Here is a 20041-nt window from a genome sequence, read left to right on the forward strand (position 1 = left end):
ACCATAAACATCCCATTTCAAAGGCAGCAAGTGCACCACCAGCAAACCTACCAATCAGTTCACGAACGGGCACACAAGCAAAATCATCTTTCATCGTATCTTTTGATGCTTTCAAGGAAATAGAGCAAAAAACTGCTGGCGTAATCAGGTGAAATATCTTGCCAGCGCTGAGAAAACTCTTCCTTTATCTCTTCTTCCGACAGCTTGAGAAAGTCAGTAATTTCTTTACGTAAATCACATCTTTCTTCTGGAGAAGCTTCGTCAACGACTACATCAATGGCACCATCCATCGTATCAGCGCCAGTGATAACGTCGAAGTCCTGATTAAGGGTTCCCACAATGCATAAATCTAAGTTTGGGGCAAGAGGTGCGCGGCTCATGATCAACTCACTTATCTGGAAAAGAAGTAATTATATAATAAGGTTTGTTATTGTAAGTCTGATACTTCAGCGCAACTCTTATTTTAGTTGCTTTATACGCAGTGTTGTTCCCTTTCTGAACAACATAACCAACGGTTTTACCCACATCGTAACTTATCGTCATGTTATGTCGTGGTTTACTTGCAGCCCATAGTTTTATCCATTCCCGATTATTATGAAGTGCCTTTGATATGGCTGCTTCGGCAATCTCCAGCGACGAGAACGAACCAGATAGATCCAATACCCCATTAGATTGGATAATTCTTTCATGAAGTTCCTGAGGTGATTTTCCAATATGCTTTAAAAGCGTATGCCCGCCCGGTTTTAATCCAGAGACAGATTCATGCTCAATTAATTTGATTCGGCCAACACGAACGGCAGCAATTCTCGCCGCGCCAAGTCCAAGAGAAAAAGCTATCGGCACGCCCACATCTACGGTCAGGCCTACTTTCCACGCTGTATCTTCATCAGCGCCAAACTTTTTTGCCATCTCAATGGCGGCCCGATATGTTGCACTACGAACATTCTTGCCGCTCAGAACCTGATTTGCTGAGGTATTGATACTGTCCATGCTGTGCGCGCCAACAACGATGCAGGCCGCCTTTGTCAAACCTGTAGGCTCGGGCGCCATACAAAGCGCAGTTGCCCCGGCCAGCTCCAGCGTTCCCATTACCAGCCCCAGCCCGCCCATAAGACGGTTAGACATTGTCTCAGATTCGGTAACTGAATTGTCAGAAAGTGCAGCAGCAAGCTGGACAGGAGACAATACTATTTTTAACCCATCATCCATGATTCAACTCCATCTGTGTGAACGACATCCTTTTTAAATCAGGCTGGTACGTGCCTGCATTAGGTCTACTTTAAATAAACACTGTTTCTCTAAATCTTCGTTATCTGAATTATTCATTATTTGTTTTTAAAATAATATACTCAGGTCACTAACTATGGGGGTTAACTCACACAGCAGGGCGCTAGCCAGTTTCGTTAGTTTATGGAGTTAGTCAGACGATGAAGCGGGCATTGCGTCAGTCGAGGGGTATGTTTTAAGTAGGATCGCAGACACAAAAGCCAGCAAGATTTTCATCTTGTAGGTTCTCATGAGCTGGCGGAATCTGAATATGCCAATCAAGGCCATGAAATTAATTGTTTTTCTTCAATTCAACTTTGGCTTGTGTACCTAAACGTGTACCAATTATTGGATCTCATACCCCGGAGCAGCCCGGCAAGGATAACGAATGCCTGGCGCTTGATTCATAATAAAATGATTTTAGAGAAAAGTGTTCACACTGTTCACCTTTGGTTTTTATGTATTAATTTCAATTTGTTAGGTAGTGAGTGATTTGAGGCGGGATGTACACTAGTGTGCACTTTTGGTGATCACCTTAGCCAAGATCACAAAAAGCGACCTGAGCCATTATGCGTAATGTGAAGTTATTAGGCGCTGCTGTTGTCAATGGTCCGCTTTGTGGCAGGAGCAGTCGTTAACAACAGGAAAAAGCTGGCACGCAAAAAGTGGTTATTTTCTTTACATTGGAATAGGGTCTGTAGCTGCGATCCAGTCAGGCGGAATTTCCATTTTTCTACCATTTTTACCTGTATCTTCCATAAAAAGATTTAAGTGTTTTTTGTGCTGTTTTATTGCCCATGTCAAGCTCTGGAACTCAAATGCAACCCGTAAAAATGATTGCATTGATACCCTAAACCCTCCATCCAAAATATTTCCTGTTGCTGATATTTGAGCATACCAATGCTCGTCTTGTAAAAAAATGATATGTAGACCATTTCTCTTAAATCTTCTTTTTATGACTTGCAAGTCAAGAAGAACAAAAATGCTTAAATTTCCATTTATGAAATTATATATATGTTCAGGGTTTAGAGAAAGTTGGAAAGGTGTATAGGGATGCCAATTCATATCTCTTTTGTACTCGTTCAAATTGAACATGTGAATGTACTTTCCATGTATCTGGTCAAAAACTTCTTGCTTGAATTTTGTTATAGCTAGATAGTGAACTCCACTCTCTGGTGAGACATGGCTAGTGCCTTCTTCATAGGACTTACTTATGCAATCATTGATGGCTTGCAAGTGATACTGTTCTTTTTCTGTGTGTTCGCGTCTTATTACAGGCCCTACGCCTCGGAAATTTTCGGCCTCATCGTTTATGAAAAAGCGATTTAGCTCATCTATGTTTTTAAGTTGTTTTTCCCCTCTGTTATTTAGTTTACTTGATGTTTTAACTTCAATAGGATAGGGATCATTATGGCCCAGTAGGCATACATCTCCATGTCTTAGCGTATTTGTAAGATCACAAAGCACTGCAGGCACATTATTTTGAGCTGCTGTTTTTAGAAGCATTATTTCCGATTTGATGCCTTCTTTCCCAGAAATGAACCCGGCTGTTTCCTTTACATGATAATGTTCATTGTAAAGAAAGTGTCTTATTGCATATTTGTCACAAAAATGGAATGCAATGCTATCTCCATACATCTTCCATATGTAAATGATATATCTATAGCTCTCCATTTTTTTATCAAACTTATTTATAAGGGTTGTTATTTCTTTTGAACGTTCTCTGCTTGGTCTATCATTTGCTTTTTCAAGACGTAGTTTTTGAATTATTCCTTTTGTGCGAATAATTGCTTTTTCTGCCTCTTTAATCTTTTTCAAAAGCAATAATTGGAAGTCTACGATTGCTCCTATCGACAAATTTTTTTGCGTCTTAATAATGTGAAGCATTATCGTTAATTGTTCAAGGCTCTTCTTGTATCTGGCAACCATAGATTGGCCCCCTCCCAAAAAAACACATGTAAAACATGTCTTGAACTTACCACAAATTCCAGCAGTCTTGCTACAGCCTTTCATAGTTCCACAATAGGCGGCGAAATCTCGCAGCCATCCAAAGTTCTGCTCGTCTATAAAGTAATTTTGATACTTTTTATCGAGACCGAAAGATTGCGTGATCTGCTCCCTGTTTGCTAACAAACAATGCAGTTAGCAATTTCCGCTTCTCGCTCTTAGCGGACCTTGGCTGACATTAATATTTGCATCACCATCAAATATAAAAAAAACCGGCCTAAGCCGGTTTACGTGGAATGATGTTATGAGATGCTACATGTGGGCAACCAATCCGCCTCGCTGTCCTCATGTAACATGAGATTGGTCTGTATACCGTTATTCGTCCTGCGCTTAAGCAACACGCGCTCATACTCCTTCAGCGTCTGCGGTACAGCCTGCCAGAAAGCCGTCAGGCTTAGTGGATGCTGATGCCCCCGCGATTCCATAAATGACAGATACGCATGATAGAGATAGCGCTTCGGATTCAGCGGGCGGATATTGGCGTTACCGATAAACAGCCCGTTTGGCGTGCTCAGCGGCATCAGGTATCCGCAGAAATCAACCAGCGGATCGGCCTGTCGTTTGATATCCAGCGCCTCACCGGATGATTGCTGCGCCTGCAGCAGCTCGCGCGCCTCATCGGGTGACGCGAAGCGCTGCATCAGATGACGAACAATCACGGCCAGCTCGGCGCTGATTTTATCCAGTAACTGCGTGTCACGCTCTTTTACCGGTATCACTTCGGGGAACGTCAGGATAACCCGGCGACGTGACACGCCGCCGCTTCGGTCGCTGAAGCGCATCGGGTTGTTGTTCACCGCCAGAATGACCGCCGGGATGTGCGTTGAATAGGCGTCGCGATATTTTGGATCGATGGCTACCGCGTCGCCGCCGGTTATCGCCTTGATGCCTGCGCCGTCGCCGCTCCATTTCTCCTGGTCAGGAAGGATAATAAGTGAGAAGCCCACCACGCTGGCGCGCTCGCGCGAGGATTCCAGCGTGTCGATGGTGGCGGACGTGGTGTTGTCTTTTCCGGCCAGCAGAGTGGCTATCGAAGCCATGACGCTTTTACCGCTGCCGCCGGGGCCGGTGACTTCGAGAAACATCTGCCAGTCATAGCGATTTGCCAGCACCATAAATAACGCCGCGAGGATGCGCTCCTGCTTGTCGTGATTATGTCCGGCTGCCCGCGTTAACCAGCGCCAGAAAGCCGGGGCGTGGTCTGCGAGGTTCTCACCTGTACGCGGGGCGGTGTAGTCCACGCTGTTGACGGTGCGCAGCCAGTGCTCGCGGCGGTGCGGGCTGAACGTGCCGGAAGCGGTATCAAACACGCCGTTACGGAAGCCAATCAGGCGGCGGGACGGTTCGCCCATCTGCGGTACCATCAGCTTGAGCGTGTCCAGTACGCTGCCGATACCGGCAGCCGAGAACGGTGCGCGCACCTTCTGAAACAGCGCGGCGATTTCCCGGCGCAGCGTCTTCGCCTCCATCACCTGCCATGCGCCGTTCTCATAGCGGCAGATTTCCTCCCCGACCGGCGGCACGGCCAGCGCCTCACCGTAATGGGCGACCAGCAACTCGGCCTTCTGGCTGGCGCTCATGGCCTTCAGGTCGGCCTCGCTGACGGATTCAAACGGGCTGAGCGGCTGCGGCTGCGTGAAGTCGGTGAGCTGCGCCAGCGTGGCGATATCGCCCTGCGCCTGCCACACGTCGTTCCAGTCACCCGTAACCGGCGGCAGGGCGGTTATCCCGCTGCAGGCTTTCGCCGCTTCCTCTGCCTTTAACTGGCCGGTGCCGTTGTCATCACGGTCGGCGGCAATCAGCATCAGCGCGCCGGGGTATGACTCACGCAGCCGCTTTGCCAGTGAGGGCAGGTTGTTGGCGCTCAGCGCCACGTAAACCGGCTGCCCGGTCAGCCGGTGCACGGTCAGGCCGGTAGCGTATCCCTCGGTGAGCCACAGCGTTTTGCCATCCGGCTCGCCTGCCAGCCAGTACGTGCCTTTCACCTGTCCGCCGGGCAGGGTGCGTTTGTCGCCTGCGGCGCTGATTAGCTGCACGTTAATGGCGGTACCGTCTTCGCCGGTCAGCGGGATAAGCACATCCCCGGCGGCAAAGCTGACACCACCACAGCGCAGCGCCTCCCCAAGTGTGAGCGCCTGCGTGCCGTGCAGCCCTTTCGCTGAAAGGTAGGCGTTGTCCGTGCGGCTGACGGCAGCGGCTATAAGTGCCTGCGCCCGTGCGGCTGCGTCTGCCTGCGCGCGGCTTTTGTCTGCGGCTTCATCATGCATAACCGGGGCTGACTCCGGCAGCGTGCTGAGCATTCCGGCCACCTTCATGGCGGCCTCTTTAGCACTGATACTGAGCGCCTTTTCTACCAGGTTAAGGCCGTCACCGGCCCCGCACTGGTTACAGAGCCACGTTCCGCGTCCGTCCTGATTGTCAAAACGGAAGCGGTCTTTGCCGCCGCACGCCGGGCAGGCTCCGTGCCGCCCTCCGTCGAGCACGCTGATACCGAGGGCAGGCAGAAGCTGCGGCCAGAATCCGGTGGCCGCCTTTACGGTGTCAGAGACAATATGTTTCATCTGCATGTTCTCCCTCAGTGCAACGTGATGCGGCTGGCGGCCGCAAGCTTGCTGCGGAACAGCTCATCCATCATGGTGACACCGAGCTGCGTCAGGCGCGGCGGTGCGGTCAGCAGGTCCGGCTCGACCATATCGCCAAGCATGGTGCAGGCCATCTCCATACCCGCATCCGGGCCGTGGCGGCGCACATAGAAGCCCTCCAGCTCAAGGGCAATGGTCATCTGAAGCTCATCGAGCGTGGCTGACACGGCGATGCCGAGGCCTTTGCAGGCGTTCAGGTAGCCCTGCGCCAGCGCGCGACGGTAAACGGCGGTGCGTACCTCAACGGGCAGGCAGGAGTGATTAACGGTCATCATGACGGGCCTCCGTGGCTAACATGCGGGATTCACAGGTTTCAACGACTTTACCGAGCTGGTCGGTGAGCAGGGCGACGACCGAGGCCAGCGCTGCGCCGTCCGGCACGCAGCCGCGCGCGCTCAGGCAGTTCACCGAGTCAAACATATCGAGCGCGGTCACGCCGACCGTGTGCGCGTGCAGCAGGCGCAGGTAGTCAGCGTGGGGAATAGGGTAGGTGTCATTGTTATTCAGTTGCCGGGAAAGGGTGTTCATGCCGCCACTGCCTTAACCGGCAGGCGACCGGCAAAGGACAGGACGTAATCACGGGCGAGGCTGGCACGGGCGCTGCGCTCATCGCCTGCTACAGTGCGCAGCATGCAGGGACGGGCGGCGGCATCAGTGCGACGCACGGCGGCAAAAATAAAGGTGAATTCGGGGTGAGCGGCAGTAAGGGCCGTTGTCATGAGGACAATCTCCATCGAGTAGCGGTTAACGCCACCACCGGAGCTGCAAATCTCATGGGTGGTGGCCCGAACGGGGTTTGCAGTACCGGCCTCAATGGATACCGGCCAGCCCGAAGGCTGCCCCGCCCGGGCCACCATTATTTGACAGCGACTGCGGTCTAAGAACCACAGCCTGAAAAATGGGTAAGCCAGAGCAATGACACAAAAAAACACGCTTGGCGCGTGTTGTGTCGCCATTGAGTTACACGGGCTGCAAATCCCGGCTGCCGATTTTGCGGCAGCACAAAAACTGTATAACGGCCGCTCGCCAGAGAAAAGCCTTTTTTCACACATCGGGGCGTTTTCCTCAGCAACTGGTCAGGACGTGATCGGATTGCGGCGGATTTGATCGGTATTTCCCGTCCTCTTTTTTTACCTTCTGCTTTGCAGACTTCGCTTTTTGACTCAGCATGGAGATATGGGCGTGCATCCCGCTGGTAAAAGCTGATGCCGTGGCTGGTTTGCCGCTGACCGATGCCGTTAGACTTTCCGCGACAAAGGCGGCTTCTTCGCGGGTGAAAGGAAAGGTTTTCGTGCCAAAATTCAGCGAAATCACGCCGCACCTCCGGCACGCTGTGCGATGCGGGCCTGCATCCAGCCGTCAATCTCTGACGCCAGCCAGGCGACGTTTTTACCGCCGAGGGAAATCTGCGACGGGAACTGCTCCCGACTGATTAAGTCGTAAATGGTCGAGCGTGACAGACCGCAGGTACTGATGACCTCCGGCAGTCGCATAAAGCGGTCACGCGGGTAAACGGCATCGCGGGTTACGGGAATGGCAGGGGCTGTTAAGGATGAAACTACATGCATGGTGTTACCTCATTATGAGTCCGGCCGGTGCTGTCCGGTTCCGGTGGTGTCTTCAGGTAACCCCCTATTTTGTTAATATTTTTAAGCGTGGCAATAGTCCTTCGTAGTGCAAAAAATAATCATTCATGAGATTCAGTGCAGTGTAATGCATTGAGTTGCATCCTGTTCTCTTTATATTAATTTAAGTAATCATTCGTTAATTATTAATAGATAAAAACAATGAACAAAGGCTTACTAGAGAAAGGCTGGATTTCTGTGAAGTGAACACTAGTTAATACTTAGTGAACACTTCATTTTAAAGTGTTCACTTCTAAAACTACTGTATTCATTACCTTTTTTATCTCAGTGAATACCAGTGAACAGTTATATAAGAAATACCATCAGTTAAGAGATCATCCCTTATCGGTTATACCCTTGTTTGTTCATCGACAGGCGGAAAGCAATGAAATGCGCTGTCCTGTTGTACACGACAGAATGGCCTCATCCTTTATAGACGATGAGAGACAATCATGACCACCACGGAACAGAAACCTGCATCACTGGAACGCTTCGAGAAAGCCCGCGCGGAACATACCCAAAGGATGAAAGCCTATAACGGCATCTGCGCCGATATCGCCCGCTGTGAAAAAGAGCAACAGGCAGCCATCGAGGCAGGAAAAGAAGCCGAGAGCAACTGGCGCACGAGCTTTCGCAACCTGCGAGGCAATCTCACCGACGAGCTGCGCGCCGAACATTCTCAGCGCATCGCCAGCCGTGAACTGGCCGATGAGTTCGGCGGGCTGCTTAAAGAGCTGGCGCTGGATAAGCAGGAAGCGATGCTGAAATGCTGCGGCAGTGGCAAAGAGTACGTGGAATCACACAGCGCAGCGTTTACCGGGTTCGCGGATGCGCACTGGAAGTCAGCCCTGCGTAACGTGAGTCCGTCACTGCTATGGGCCATTAAGCTGCGTCTCCGTCGTGAAGAACTTTCCCCGACGTTTGCCGGTGACGACCGGGATAGAATTAAGGAGGTGGCTTATCTAGTTGGTGAAGCACTGACGCAGGGAGCAGCGGCCCTGCCGGACAGCGTGATGAAAGAGGCACCATTGCTGGAGAATATTGGTCTGTATCGCCCGCCGCTGACGGGTATTGATATGGAGCTTTACCACCATCCTATGCGCCGCCAGAAGCTGGCTGAATCAATCCGGGCGCAGCGCGCAAAGCTTCAGGAGGGCAGCCAGAAATGATGCACTGTCCCTATTGCAAAAGCGCGGCGCACACCAAATCAAGCCGCTATATGTCAGAGCAGGTAAAAGAGCGTTATCACCAGTGCACTAACCTCGACTGCTCCTGCACTTTCAAGACTAATGAGAGCATCACAAAGGTGATCACCGCACCGCCACAACCGGAAAAAATACCGGTACCATCCCCGGAACCAGCAAGAGAACGGCAGACGCTGGGCCGTTATGGTTCTGCATTCCGCCAGATTCATTAATCCCTCACACTGCCGCTACACAACCAGCGGCTTTTTTTATTACTATCCTTTGTCTTCCTGAAGCCTTTTTTCTGGCGAGCCGCTTTGTAAAGAGCTGTGCATGCATAACGTGCATGGATCTGCATGCAAAATCATGTACCGCTTTCTCCCATTCAGGCCATAACGGCCGTGGCTCTGCCCGCATCATGCACCTGCATGAAAAGCGGTACATAAAGCGGGCAGGCGTGGCGGGGATAGCATTGCGCGCGTGAGGTAGAACTGTATTAGTCAGCATGCGTTAAGTAGGATATAGCTCAACAAAGATAATTGTATGCATCTAGAATAGTAGTAAAGAGCTAAGTGATTTTTTCTTGATAAGGGATTTGGAGGAATAGACGTGCAACCAAAAAAACTATCAAACTCAATATCTACTGGCGGAGGCGGAGGGCATTTCGAAAAAAGAGTACAGGCTTCATATGTTGTTTTGATGCTTTCAGGAGGCTACGCTCCTTGTATGCCATGCTGGCCTATCACTCAAATAAGTGTACAGGGGAAAATCAATGGTTTCGAAACAGATGATTTAATTGTTTACACCGAAAGTTTTTCGGGTAATGAGCAGGCGAAAATGCTAGCTCAAATTAAGCATAGTATTAAATTTATCAAAAATGATAAAGTGCTCGAGGATGTATTGAATGCGGCATGGATTGATTATAATAATAGAGAGTTATTTAATAAAGACACGGATATCATCTCTCTTATAACAGGTCCTTTATCCGGAACTGACACCGCTGTTAAATGGCTTTTAGAGCATGCTCGTTCAACAACTTCATGGGAAGAATTCAATATCAGGGTTAATAAAGCAAACTTTAGCCCGCCAAAATCTAAAGAAAAATTAAGCGTGATATTCGATATGCTTAAAAAGTGCAATTTAGGAGTGTTAGATAATCATTTATTTTATGAGTTCCTTAAGAGATTTTATTTGATAGGCTATGATTTGAATTACGAGTATGGTGTGATTTTGTCTCTAATTCATTCACATATTTCACAATATGAAGGCGCAGATGCAAAGGGCGTCTGGGGGAAAATCGTTGATGAAATGGGGGTTGCTAATAGAGACGCAAGATCCTTAAGGCGAAATACTATTTCAAAAGATATAACTCGTGAGTTTGATAGGAGTAAAATAGTCCATGCGCCGGATGAGTTAAATCATGTTGCTGTTGTAAATAACTTTTCATTGAATTCTGGCTCTAAAGAGCAAATTACCCTAACTTTATTTGGTTTAGTTGGTGGTTGGGATGAATCAAATAAAAATGATTTTTCTGCAATAAAGGAGTTTATTAATGGAATTTGACGAATGGATGAGTAATGTTCGAGAAATTGAACTTGCAACCGGCTCGCCTCTAAAAGTTACGAGAAGTGTGTGGACTATCATTGAAAAAAAGAAATGGTGGGCTGCAGTAAGTCATAACATACTAGAGAGTTATTTGAATTCCTTTTGCAATATGGCGATAAAAGTATTGCCAAGTTTCGAAGAAGAACGTGAAAATGATGATTTTTTTATTTTTAAAGATAGCAAGAATAATTACTCTAAAGTCTTAAAAAACAATATAACTGAGACTATGGCGCTCTTGACAAATGTTCAAGATGAAATGAGAAGTGAAGTATCCTTTGCCGCCAGACACAAAGTTGAGAATGTGGTTAGGAAGACTCTGGAGGGACCAGGCTGGAAGGTTTGGACGGAATTAAACGCGCAACTACCTAATATTGCTGAGTCATCTCCGGAATTATTTATTACGCTACTTCAAGAAAAGCTTGAAAAAATAGAAGGTAGAGGGGGTGGGTTATTTGGAAGTGAGAGTATCGATTTCTCAAGAAAAAATCCAGCAACAGGGATTTTATGGGCTCTGGAAACTTTGTCATGGAATGAGAGTCGCCTAGTTCGATGCGTTTTATTACTGTCAGCATTAGTTGAGTTTAGCAAGTTTGAAAACTGGCCGAATAAGCCAATTAACTCTTTAATAAATGTCTTCCTGCCTTGGCACTCATATACGAATGCATCTTGGCTTAAAAAGAAAGTCGCATTGAGGTGTATAAAAGAGCAGTTTCCTGATGTTTTTATTACCCTTGCAATTGCTTTGCTGCCGAATAAAACACAAACCTCATTTGGTAATTCCTATCCTCAATGGGAAGACGGTTTTGTAGTTCAAGCCGAAAAAGGAATCATAAATGAAGAATATTGGTTGCAAATAAATGATATTGCTAAAACATTGATAGATTTTGTAAAAGAAAAAAATGAGTATTTAACCACGTTAATTGATTCCATAGAAAACCTCCCTAAAGATAGCTTCGAGGAAATGTTAAGCTATACTCTTATTAGTAAAGAAGATTTTGATGAGGGTTTAAATGAATCAATTTATGATAAATTGAATAAATTGCTCAAAAAACATAGGCGTTACCATGAATCCGACTGGGCTATGGGAGAAGATGAACTAAGTAAAGTAGAAGAGGTAGTAATTGCTTTACAGCCTAAATCATCTAATAACTTGTATGCTAGCTTATTTTCGCATAGAGATTATGATTTGTATGATGATATGAGTGAGGACTGGAGAGTTAGAGAAGAAAAATTGAATGAGAAGAGGATTTTTGCTGTAAGCCAAATATTTAAAGATGGTGGTTTTCCGGGATTAATTCAGTTCTCAAAGGAAATTGAATCGCAAGCAAAACTAGGTAGCGTGATTGCTCAAATTGATAACATTACGATAAATGCCTGGGTGATATCAGAGTGTTTTGATAACGTCAATACAGATGTAAACGAGGATTTACTAAAGAGTTTCATTTTTTCAAGTTTTTATAAAAAAGGTTGGGATTGGGTTGAGACGACATTCAATTCAACGTGGAAAGAATCTGTAAAACTACTTTTTATTTTGAGCCTTCCTTTCCAAAAAGACGTATGGTTGTTCGCTAAAAGAATATTAAAGCGTGAGGTTGATTACTGGAAATTAGTTAGAGTTAATGTTCATCAAGGAAAGGAAGATATATCCTATGCTATAAAGCAACTGCTTAAAGTTGAAAGGTTTGAAGATGTTTTTAATTGTTTTGCGATTAGTAAACACATAAATAATACTATTGATGCTGAACTTGCTAGCAATGCTTTAATGAGTTTTGTTACCAAAAACAAGAAGGAAATTGATGCAAGTGTATCCCATGCCATCTCGGAAATGATAGAGTCCATTCAGAGAGATGATAGTGTTCCTGTTGAGAAAAAATGCGGCGTGGAGTGGGCTTATTTGAAGTTAATAATTGATTTTTCAAATATGGAGCCTAAGTACTTGTATAAGCTCATGGCTAATTCACCTGAAAATTTTTGCGAAATAATCTCAAAAGTTTATAGATCAGAAAGTGAGAGTGGTGTTGAAAAATTTGTTAGCGAAAAAGATAAAGAGATAGCATCTAATTGCTGGTCACTATTACATGGCTGGAATATCCCTCCAGGATTAAGTGAGCAAGGAGGAATGGATGAAGGTATATTTAAAAAATGGGTTGATCAGGTAAAAATAATATCAAGTAAAGCTGGTAGATATGATGTCGCAATGTATGAATTAGGAAAAGTGCTTGTTTATACGCCCAAGGATGAAGGAGGACTATGGATTAATCTTGCTGTCGCTAAAGAGATAAACTCTCCAGATTCAAAAGAAATTAGGAATGGTTTTAAAATTGAGGTTTATAACTCAAGGGGAGCGCATATAGTAGATGTTTCTGGTGCTCAAGAAATTAAGTTATCAAATATTTGGGAGGTAAGGGCTAGTGAATTAGAAACAGAAGCACTTACAAGGTTTGCTAGTACTGCGAGAGAGATTTCAATTGAGTATCTACGTGAGTCAGAACAAGTCAAGTTTAGGTATCCTCTTTAAGGAGGGGCAGGCTTTCTATGCCTGCCTTTCGCGTTATCTTTTCACAAACTCCCCCCACCAATTCATTAGTTCGGTTCTTTTTTTGAGGTAAGTAGATCTATTGTAAGCTTTACGGACTTCATTTCGGTCACTATGAGCTAATGCCGCCTCAATCACATCAGAGTTAAACCCTGCTTCATTTAGAGCCGTACTTGCAATAGAACGAAGCCCATGAGCAACAAGTTTACCTCCATATCCAATGCGTTTTAATGCTGCATTTGCAGTTTGGCTATTCATCATTTTCTGCGGATTATTTCTACTTGGGAAAACAAAGGTTCGATTTGAGCTTATAGATTTCATAATTTCTAATATTTCTATGGATTGAGGCGAGAGAGGGACAATGTGTTCTCTTTTAGCCTTCATACGCTCTGCTGGTATTATCCATAATCTTTCATTAAGATTAATCTCTTTCCATTGAGTTCCTGAAGCCTCAGATGGGCGTACAATGGTTAACAGTTGCCATTCTATTAAGCATCGTGTTGTTATTGATAAGTTGGATATAGCTATAGAACGCATTAATTTAGGAAGTTCCTCTGGTCGAACTGTTGGCATATTTTGTTTTTTGGGCTTTTCAAAAGCCATACCAACGCCCGAGGCAGGATTAGCATCTATCAACCCTGTGTTGACAGCATAAATCATGATTTCGTTAATTCGCTGAACTAAACGGCGGACTGTTTCAAGTGCCCCGCGAGCTTTAATCGGCTCCAGTGCCTCTACAATCGTTCTAGCCTTAAGCGTTTGAACAGAAATCCCACCGATACTAGGGAAGATGTCTTTCTCCAGTGATCTCCAAATATCCTTCGCGTAATCCTCGGTAACGCTTTTGCTCTTAAGTAGAAACCATCTGCCGGCCACAACAGAGAAAATACTATCTAGCTCAATTTGGCGTTGCTCTGATACTTCCTCTTGCTGTTTCTGTGGGTCAATCCCTTGCGCAAGCAGTGAGAGATACTGATCACGCATTTGGCGTGCGACAGCCAGCGTCAAGGCAGGGTAAGAGCCCAGGCTGAGATTTGTGCGACTAATGCTATTAGGCCGCTGGTAACGAAAACGCCATAGCTTCTTACCCGACGTTTTAATGAGCAGGAAAAGGCCGTCACCATCATGCAGTGTGAAGTCTTTCTCTTGAGGCTTAGCTTTGAGGATTTCGTTATTAGTAAGGGGGCGTGTGATCCGCGCCATGACTGATTTCCATCCATAATTGGTACACGTTTCTGGCCCACATTATCGCGTGTACCAATTCGTGTACCAATTATCTCTGGATTCAGGCGGATCGTCTCGGAAGGTTACAGACACAAAAAAGCCCGCAGGGCTTGCGCCGTGCGGGCTCTTAGGACTTCATCGGATGACTCTGGTAATCATCGATGGAGAATTTTGGTGGAGCTGGCGGGAGTTGAACCCGCGTCCGAAATTACTACACCGTCGGCACTACATGCTTAGTCAGTTTTTACATTCGCCGGTTAGCTGCGAACAGACACGCCACTAACAGACTAGCCTGATTGGATTTAACGCTTCAACCCCAGGCAAGGCATCCACGCGATCTCTTTTGGGTTTGACTTCTCTTGATCCCCGTCTTAAGAGCGGAAGCTAGGGAGAGAAGGCTCTAAGCAGGTTATTAAGCTGCTAGTGCGTAGTTTTCGTCGTTTGCGACTATTTTTTTGCGGCTTTTTACGAGGCAAACCGCCCCTCGGCATGCTCCTAAGGCTTCACAATCCCGTCGAGTCCAGAATCAGCCCCAGAACTTCAAATACTAACAACAAAACAACTCAAAATCCAGTGCTTAACGCTTTGAATTCTTCATGATACGTGCTTTGTCTAATTGCCATTCGCGGTCTTTGATATCATCGCGCTTGTCGTGCTCTTTTTTACCGCGTGCAACACCAATCTTCAGTTTGCACCAGGCGTTCTTCCAGTACAGCGACAGCGCCACGATGGTGTAGCCTTCGCGGTTGACGCGGCCATACAGGGAGTCGAGTTCACGTTGCTTCAGCAGCAGCTTACGGCTGCGCGTCGGGTCACAGACCACGTGACTGGAGGCAACGGCTAAGGGTTGAAAGGTTGAACCGAACAGAAAGGCTTCGCCATCGCGCAGCAGAATATAGCTGTCGCTGATGTTGGCTTTACCAGCACGAAGTGACTTAACTTCCCATCCTTGTAACGACAATCCCGCTTCGTACTCCTCTTCAATGAAGTACTCGTGACGGGCGCGTTTGTTCATGGCAACAGTGGCAGAACCGGGTTTGTGTGCTTTTTTCTTTGTCATAGTGCGGCGTATTTTACATCACTTAGTCGGTTATCGCATCCCCAGTCCAGCGGGGCGGCAGGAAACGGGATATTCTAGCACACCCTCACTCGGGGACATTTTTGTTTAATCGCTGAAAATGCTATTATTCAGCGGTTTCGTGATGAACAGGAACCATTATGGCTCAGATTAGTCGTTCGGCGCTGGTCCCGTTTAGTGCCGGGCAGATGTACAAACTTGTAAATGATGTGGATGCCTATCCGCAATTCCTGCCGGGTTGCACCGGAAGCCGCGTGCTGGATGCGTCAGATAATCAGATGACTGCGTCCGTGGATGTGTCGAAAGCGGGCATCAGCAAGACATTTACCACCCGCAATACCCTGACAGATAACCAGAGCATCCATATGCAACTGGTTGATGGACCGTTCCGCAAGCTGACCGGCGGCTGGAAGTTCGTCTCGCTGGGCGATGACGCCTGCAAGGTTGAGTTAAGCCTGGAGTTTGAATTCACCAACATGCTGGTAGAGATGGCCTTTGGACGTATCTTCAAAGAGCTTGCCAACAGCATGGTGCAGGCTTTCACTCAGCGTGCCAAAGAGGTCTACAGTGCCTGAGATCTCCGTTGAGGTGGTCTACGCCTTACCTGAAAAACAGTATCAGCTCTACGTGAAAGTGGAGCAGGGCAGCACGGTAGAGCAGGCCATCCAAAAGTCAGGGCTACTGGAACTGCGTCGGGAGATTGACCTCACCAGTAATAAAGTCGGCATCTACAGTCGGCCAGTGAAGCTGGGTGATGAGGTTAATGAGGGCGATCGTATTGAGATCTATCGTCCGCTGATTGCCGATCCCAAAGAGCTGCGCCGTCAGCGCGCAGAGCGAGCGGCAGAAAGCAAAAAATAAGTCGCTATCCCTTCAGGCTCAGTGGATAGCGGGCATAAAAAAAGGCGCTCAGTGCGCCTTTTTGCTGTCTGTCGTTTAAAGCGGTCTTACGTTCAATCAGTCGCTGTTTTTGTCCAGATTCTGCTTATTGTCGATGTTAGTCAGAACACCGTTACCATCAAAGTTCAGTGTCAGCGTCTGCTGCTTCACGCGCTCATGACCTGGCTCCTGACGGAACACGTAATACCATACGTTGCTGCCAAACGGGTCTTTCATCATTGGCGTACCGAGGGTGTAAGCCACCTGTTGCTGTGTCATACCGGTATGGATCTTGGCTACGTCGTTAGCTACCAGATAGTTACCCTGGTTGATATCAGGACGATAGACCACGCGCTCTAAGGTGGAACATCCGGCGGTCATCATCAACATTACTACTGCCGCGGCAGTCAGCGTTTTACAGCGCATCTATACATTCCTTTTCCGGGGCCAAACGCCTTTTACAGGCGGTTTTCTTGCCATCAAAATCTGAACTCTGCCTGCGGCAGGCTTTATTACTTTGGCGACATAAGTGCCGATGATAATAAACCTTTTCGCTATTGGAAACCTCTACAGAGCAAGCTTATGACCCCAGCCGGTTAAAAAAGTGCGCTGCTATGCGGCTAAAAGTTCTTTTGCGTTGGCCAGGGTATTGCGTGTGACCTCGCTGCCACCCAGCAGTCGCGCCAGTTCCTGCAGACGTGCACGCTTGTCCAGCGGCTGCATATGGGTCTCGGTCATCGCACCATCGGTCTCTTTGCTGACATAAAAGTGCTGATGACCACAACCGGCAACCTGCGGCAGGTGGGTTACGCACATTACCTGGGTTGATTCGCCCAGCTGACGCAACAGCTTACCTACCACGGCGGCGGTCGGGCCGCTGATGCCGACATCGACTTCATCGAAAATCATCGCTGGCGTTTCCATTTTCTTCGCGGTGATGACCTGAATCGCCAGGGCGATACGTGACAGTTCACCGCCCGAAGCGACTTTGCCCAGCGGCTGCAGTGGCTGACCTGGGTTAGTCGTCACCTGGAAATCGACGCGGCTCGCACCGTCTGCGGTCAGCTGATCCGGATTAAAGGTCAGCGCGATTTTAAACTGGCCATGCGGCATCGAGAGCAGGTGCATACTCTGGGTAATCAGCAGCTGCAACTCATCGGCATAGTGGCTGCGCTGCTGATGCAGCTGCTCTGCGCTTTGCAGCGCGGCCTGATAGTGTTCACCCACCAGTAATTGCAGGCTCTCCTGATCGCTCTCCTGCTGAGACAGCAATTCCGCTTCCGCCAGCAGTTGCTGATGCAGTTCAGGCAGCCCTTCAGGGGTGACGTGATGCTTACGGGCTAAGGCGATCTGGCGCGAAATACGCTGTTCCAGTTCGTACAGGCGGTTAGGGTCCAGATCGAGGCTGTCGCAGTAGTGGCGCAGCTCATCGCTGGCTTCGCTCAGCTGAATCGCCGCCTCTTCCAGCAGGTTGTGAACGCCGTTCAGTTTCTCATCCAGCGAGGTCAGTTCTGAAATCATCTCACGGGCGCTGTAGAGCAGGCTGTTGAGATTATTGTCATCGCTGTCTGCTAACAGTTGCAGTGCCTGCTGGCTGGTCGACAGCAACTGTCCGCTGTTGGCCAGACGCTTATACTCTTCGTCGATCTGCTCATATTCACCCTGCTGCGGAGCGAAGTCGTTCAGCTCTTTCAGCTGATACTGCAACAGATCGCGGCGGGATTCGCGCTCCTGCGCCTGCTGCTGATGCAGCGCCAGGGTGCGGCAGCTCTGATGCCAGGTCTGATAGCTGGCGCGCATTTGCTGCAGCAGATCGTCGTGACCGGCATAAGCATCCAGCAGATGTTTCTGATGGTCTGGTTTGAGCAGAAGCTGATGGGCATGCTGGCCGTGGATCTGAATCAGTAACTGGCCGAGATCGCGCAGCTGAGAGAGCGGCACCGCCGTGCCATTGATAAAGCCGCGGGAACGTCCGTCAGCGCTGATAACCCGGCGCAGCAGACATTCGTTGCCATCGTCCAGATGATTATCAATCAGCCAGCGCTGAGCAGAAGGAGAGGACTTAAGCTGGAAGCGGGCGCAAAGGTCGGCCCGGCTGGCACCCTGACGCACCATGTCGGCATCAGCACGACCGCCCAGACATAATCCCAGCGCATCAATCGCGATAGACTTACCGGCACCGGTCTCACCAGTGATTGCTGTCATGCCGCGTTGAAAATCAATGTCGAGCTCACGAACGATAGCGAAATTACTGATGGTCAGTTGGGCCAGCATAGGTTCACCTGTATGAATAAACACATATGGTTTTTCATACAGTATAAACTGGTTTTTTATCCAGTAAAGAGGTGATGCCGCATTTCAGAACAATTTTTTTGACCAGCCCAGTTTTGAACTCAGCGTATTGAAATAGCTGTAGTTTTTAGGATGAATCAGGTTCAGGTGGTTGGCGCTGCGTCGAATCAGTACATCCTCGCCTTCCTGAATCGGCAGCGCAATCTGGCTGTCACAGCTGATTTCCAGGTCGCTGCGGCGTGAGGAAAAGCGCAAACGGATGGTACTGCTGCTGTTGATGACCAGTGGCCGCGCTGACAGCGTATGCGGGAACATGGGCACCAGCACGATTGCTTCGAGTGACGGCGTCAGAATCGGTCCGCCCGCAGAGAGTGAATAGGCGGTCGAGCCGGTGGGTGTCGAGATAATCAGCCCATCTGATCGCTGGGAGAAGGCGAACACTTCATCGATGTAGACTTCAAATTCGATCATGTGCGCGACTTTGCCGGGATGCAGCACCACTTCGTTGATAGCGGAGCCAATGCGCGGCGAGCAGTCAGATTTACACACCTGCGCTTCCAGCAAAAAGCGGCTTTCGACGAAATAGTTGCCCTGCAGCACCTCATCCAGCTGCTGCTGCGCATTGTCTGGATCAAGGTCGGTGAGAAAGCCGAGATTACCGCGGTTAATCCCAATCACTTTAATGTCGTAGCGCGCCAGCACCCGCGCTGCGCCCAGCATATTGCCATCACCGCCCACCACGACCGCTAAATCGGCTTGCTGACCAATCTCCGCCAGCGTGCCCGTCTGCACGTCGTGAAGCGACAGCTCCTGCGCAATTTGCTTCTCAACGATCACTTGATAACCTTTGGCTGTCAGCCAGCGCCAGAGCATCTCATGCGTGGTTAACGCGGTGGGATGGCGCGGATGACCCACAATACCAATGCAGTTAAAGTGTTTGTTCATCTGGTCGGTGTTCCTTATAAGCCAAAACGGTAAGGCAATGTGATAGGTTCCCTTGAATCCGTCATACCAATCCCCATAATAAGCCAACCAGCGAAATGAATGTGCAAAACGCGGAGAAATTCATGAGTAGTAAAGAACAGAACACCCCAAACGAGCAAGTCTCAGACGAAATTCAGCAGGATCAGCAGCAACCTCAGGAAGCGGAGACAGCGGCAGAGGTGGATCCGCGTGATGAGCGTATTGCTCAGCTCGAAGCTGAATTAGCGCAGTCGCAGACCGGTGTGCGCGATGCCCAGCTGCGTGCGCAGGCAGAGATTGAGAACATTCGTCGTCGTGCCGAGATGGACGTTGAGAAGGCGCACAAATTTGCGCTTGAGAAGTTTGCCAACGAACTGCTCCCGGTGATCGACAGTCTCGAACGTGCGCTGGAAGTGGCGAACAAAGAGGATCCACAGCTGGCCTCTATGATTGAAGGGATTGAACTGACCCTGAAAGGCCTGCTGGGCGCCGTGCGTAAATTCGGTGTTGAAGTGGTCGGCGAAACCGGCGTGCCATTTAACCCGGAAGTGCATCAGGCGATGTCGATGATGGAGTCTGAAGAGTTTGAGCCAAACCATGTCATGCTGGTGATGCAGCGTGGCTATACGCTGAATGGTCGCCTGCTGCGCCCGGCGATGGTTGCGGTTTCCAAAGCGAAAAGCTGATTCAACGCCTGAATCCCGTTACACGGCCGCGCACTGACGCGGCCGTGTGCTTTC

The 20041-nt window shown here is 48.5% G+C and carries 21 protein-coding genes and 1 other RNA gene; 7 read left to right on the forward strand and 15 right to left on the reverse strand.

Features of this window, described 5'->3' with window-relative positions; translation table 11 throughout:
- Window positions 1-83 precede the first annotated feature (83 nt).
- The 9 genes from HFD94_RS15890 to HFD94_RS15930 form a co-directional block, all read right to left on the reverse strand.
- Entirely contained in the window at window positions 84-380 is a 297-nt protein-coding gene (locus tag HFD94_RS15890) for a contact-dependent growth inhibition system immunity protein (protein WP_031292167.1), read from the reverse strand.
- 7 nt (window positions 381-387) lie between these two features.
- On the reverse strand, window positions 388-1209 hold the full coding sequence (locus HFD94_RS15895) for an RNase A-like domain-containing protein (RefSeq protein WP_022624080.1): 822 nt from the start codon (window positions 1207-1209) through the stop codon (window positions 388-390).
- 735 nt (window positions 1210-1944) lie between these two features.
- Window positions 1945-3195 carry a hypothetical protein gene (locus tag HFD94_RS15900; protein WP_167433285.1) on the reverse strand — a complete coding sequence of 417 codons (1251 nt, stop codon included), beginning with the start codon at window positions 3193-3195 and terminating at the stop codon, window positions 1945-1947.
- Between the two features lie 320 nt (window positions 3196-3515).
- Complete coding sequence (locus HFD94_RS15905) at window positions 3516-5834, reverse strand: primase-helicase zinc-binding domain-containing protein (RefSeq protein WP_167433286.1); 2319 nt, start codon at window positions 5832-5834, stop codon at window positions 3516-3518.
- A gap of 14 nt (window positions 5835-5848) precedes the next feature.
- Window positions 5849-6190, reverse strand: coding sequence for a DUF5375 family protein (locus HFD94_RS15910; RefSeq protein WP_167433287.1), 342 nt, complete (start codon window positions 6188-6190; stop codon window positions 5849-5851).
- Entirely contained in the window at window positions 6177-6443 is a 267-nt protein-coding gene (locus tag HFD94_RS15915) for a hypothetical protein (RefSeq protein WP_167433288.1), read from the reverse strand. The genes HFD94_RS15910 and HFD94_RS15915 overlap by 14 nt, the downstream gene beginning before the upstream one ends.
- Window positions 6440-6967: a host cell division inhibitor Icd-like protein gene (locus HFD94_RS15920; protein ID WP_167433289.1), complete on the reverse strand. Its 528-nt coding sequence runs from the start codon at window positions 6965-6967 to the stop codon at window positions 6440-6442. Before HFD94_RS15920 ends, HFD94_RS15915 begins: the two co-directional genes overlap by 4 nt.
- 13 nt (window positions 6968-6980) lie before the next feature.
- Entirely contained in the window at window positions 6981-7229 is a 249-nt protein-coding gene (locus HFD94_RS15925) for a hypothetical protein (protein ID WP_167433290.1), read from the reverse strand.
- On the reverse strand, window positions 7226-7483 hold the full coding sequence (locus HFD94_RS15930) for an AlpA family transcriptional regulator (protein WP_167433291.1): 258 nt from the start codon (window positions 7481-7483) through the stop codon (window positions 7226-7228). The genes HFD94_RS15925 and HFD94_RS15930 overlap by 4 nt, the downstream gene beginning before the upstream one ends.
- A 509-nt stretch (window positions 7484-7992) precedes the next feature.
- Here HFD94_RS15930 and HFD94_RS15935 point away from each other — a divergent pair.
- From HFD94_RS15935 to HFD94_RS15950, 4 genes are all read left to right on the forward strand, one after another.
- Window positions 7993-8709, forward strand: a complete 717-nt coding sequence (locus HFD94_RS15935; RefSeq protein ID WP_167433292.1) for a hypothetical protein — start codon at window positions 7993-7995, stop codon at window positions 8707-8709.
- Entirely contained in the window at window positions 8706-8957 is a 252-nt protein-coding gene (locus tag HFD94_RS15940; RefSeq protein WP_039659499.1) for an ogr/Delta-like zinc finger family protein, read from the forward strand. The genes HFD94_RS15935 and HFD94_RS15940 overlap by 4 nt, the downstream gene beginning before the upstream one ends.
- Window positions 8958-9333: 376 nt before the next feature.
- On the forward strand, window positions 9334-10287 hold the full coding sequence (locus HFD94_RS15945) for a hypothetical protein (protein WP_167433293.1): 954 nt from the start codon (window positions 9334-9336) through the stop codon (window positions 10285-10287).
- On the forward strand, window positions 10277-12847 hold the full coding sequence (locus HFD94_RS15950; RefSeq protein WP_167433294.1) for a hypothetical protein: 2571 nt from the start codon (window positions 10277-10279) through the stop codon (window positions 12845-12847). Before HFD94_RS15945 ends, HFD94_RS15950 begins: the two co-directional genes overlap by 11 nt.
- 33 nt (window positions 12848-12880) lie before the next feature.
- Here HFD94_RS15950 and HFD94_RS15955 read toward each other — a convergent pair whose 3' ends face one another.
- The 3 genes from HFD94_RS15955 to smpB all read right to left on the reverse strand — a co-directional run bounded on the left by HFD94_RS15955 (window position 12881) and on the right by smpB (window position 15149).
- On the reverse strand, window positions 12881-14068 hold the full coding sequence (locus HFD94_RS15955; RefSeq protein ID WP_167433295.1) for an integrase domain-containing protein: 1188 nt from the start codon (window positions 14066-14068) through the stop codon (window positions 12881-12883).
- A 193-nt stretch (window positions 14069-14261) separates the two neighbouring features.
- Window positions 14262-14623, reverse strand: a transfer-messenger RNA (tmRNA) gene (gene ssrA / locus HFD94_RS15960).
- Window positions 14624-14666: 43 nt separating this feature from the next.
- Entirely contained in the window at window positions 14667-15149 is a 483-nt protein-coding gene (smpB, locus tag HFD94_RS15965) for an SsrA-binding protein SmpB (protein ID WP_010257694.1), read from the reverse strand.
- 158 nt (window positions 15150-15307) lie between these two features.
- Here smpB and HFD94_RS15970 point away from each other — a divergent pair, with 158 nt between their 5' ends.
- Entirely contained in the window at window positions 15308-15742 is a 435-nt protein-coding gene (locus HFD94_RS15970) for a type II toxin-antitoxin system RatA family toxin (protein WP_010257692.1), read from the forward strand.
- The gene (locus HFD94_RS15975; RefSeq protein ID WP_010257690.1) at window positions 15735-16028 is read left to right on the forward strand and encodes an RnfH family protein; all 294 of its coding nucleotides are present in this window, start codon (window positions 15735-15737) and stop codon (window positions 16026-16028) included. The genes HFD94_RS15970 and HFD94_RS15975 overlap by 8 nt, the downstream gene beginning before the upstream one ends.
- A 96-nt stretch (window positions 16029-16124) precedes the next feature.
- Here HFD94_RS15975 and bamE read toward each other — a convergent pair whose 3' ends face one another.
- From bamE to nadK, 3 genes are all read right to left on the reverse strand, one after another.
- Window positions 16125-16472 carry an outer membrane protein assembly factor BamE gene (bamE, locus tag HFD94_RS15980; protein ID WP_122889755.1) on the reverse strand — a complete coding sequence of 116 codons (348 nt, stop codon included), beginning with the start codon at window positions 16470-16472 and terminating at the stop codon, window positions 16125-16127.
- A 186-nt stretch (window positions 16473-16658) separates the two neighbouring features.
- On the reverse strand, window positions 16659-18320 hold the full coding sequence (gene recN, locus HFD94_RS15985; protein WP_167433296.1) for a DNA repair protein RecN: 1662 nt from the start codon (window positions 18318-18320) through the stop codon (window positions 16659-16661).
- A gap of 84 nt (window positions 18321-18404) precedes the next feature.
- Complete coding sequence (nadK, locus tag HFD94_RS15990) at window positions 18405-19283, reverse strand: NAD(+) kinase (protein ID WP_010257685.1); 879 nt, start codon at window positions 19281-19283, stop codon at window positions 18405-18407.
- A gap of 122 nt (window positions 19284-19405) precedes the next feature.
- Between nadK and grpE the strand changes: the two genes are divergently transcribed.
- Window positions 19406-19987, forward strand: coding sequence for a nucleotide exchange factor GrpE (gene grpE, locus HFD94_RS15995; RefSeq protein WP_010257683.1), 582 nt, complete (start codon window positions 19406-19408; stop codon window positions 19985-19987).
- Window positions 19988-20041: the final 54 nt, after the last annotated feature.

This window comes from Pantoea sp. EKM20T (assembly GCF_011800485.1).
GTDB classification, from domain to species: domain Bacteria; phylum Pseudomonadota; class Gammaproteobacteria; order Enterobacterales; family Enterobacteriaceae; genus Pantoea; species Pantoea agglomerans.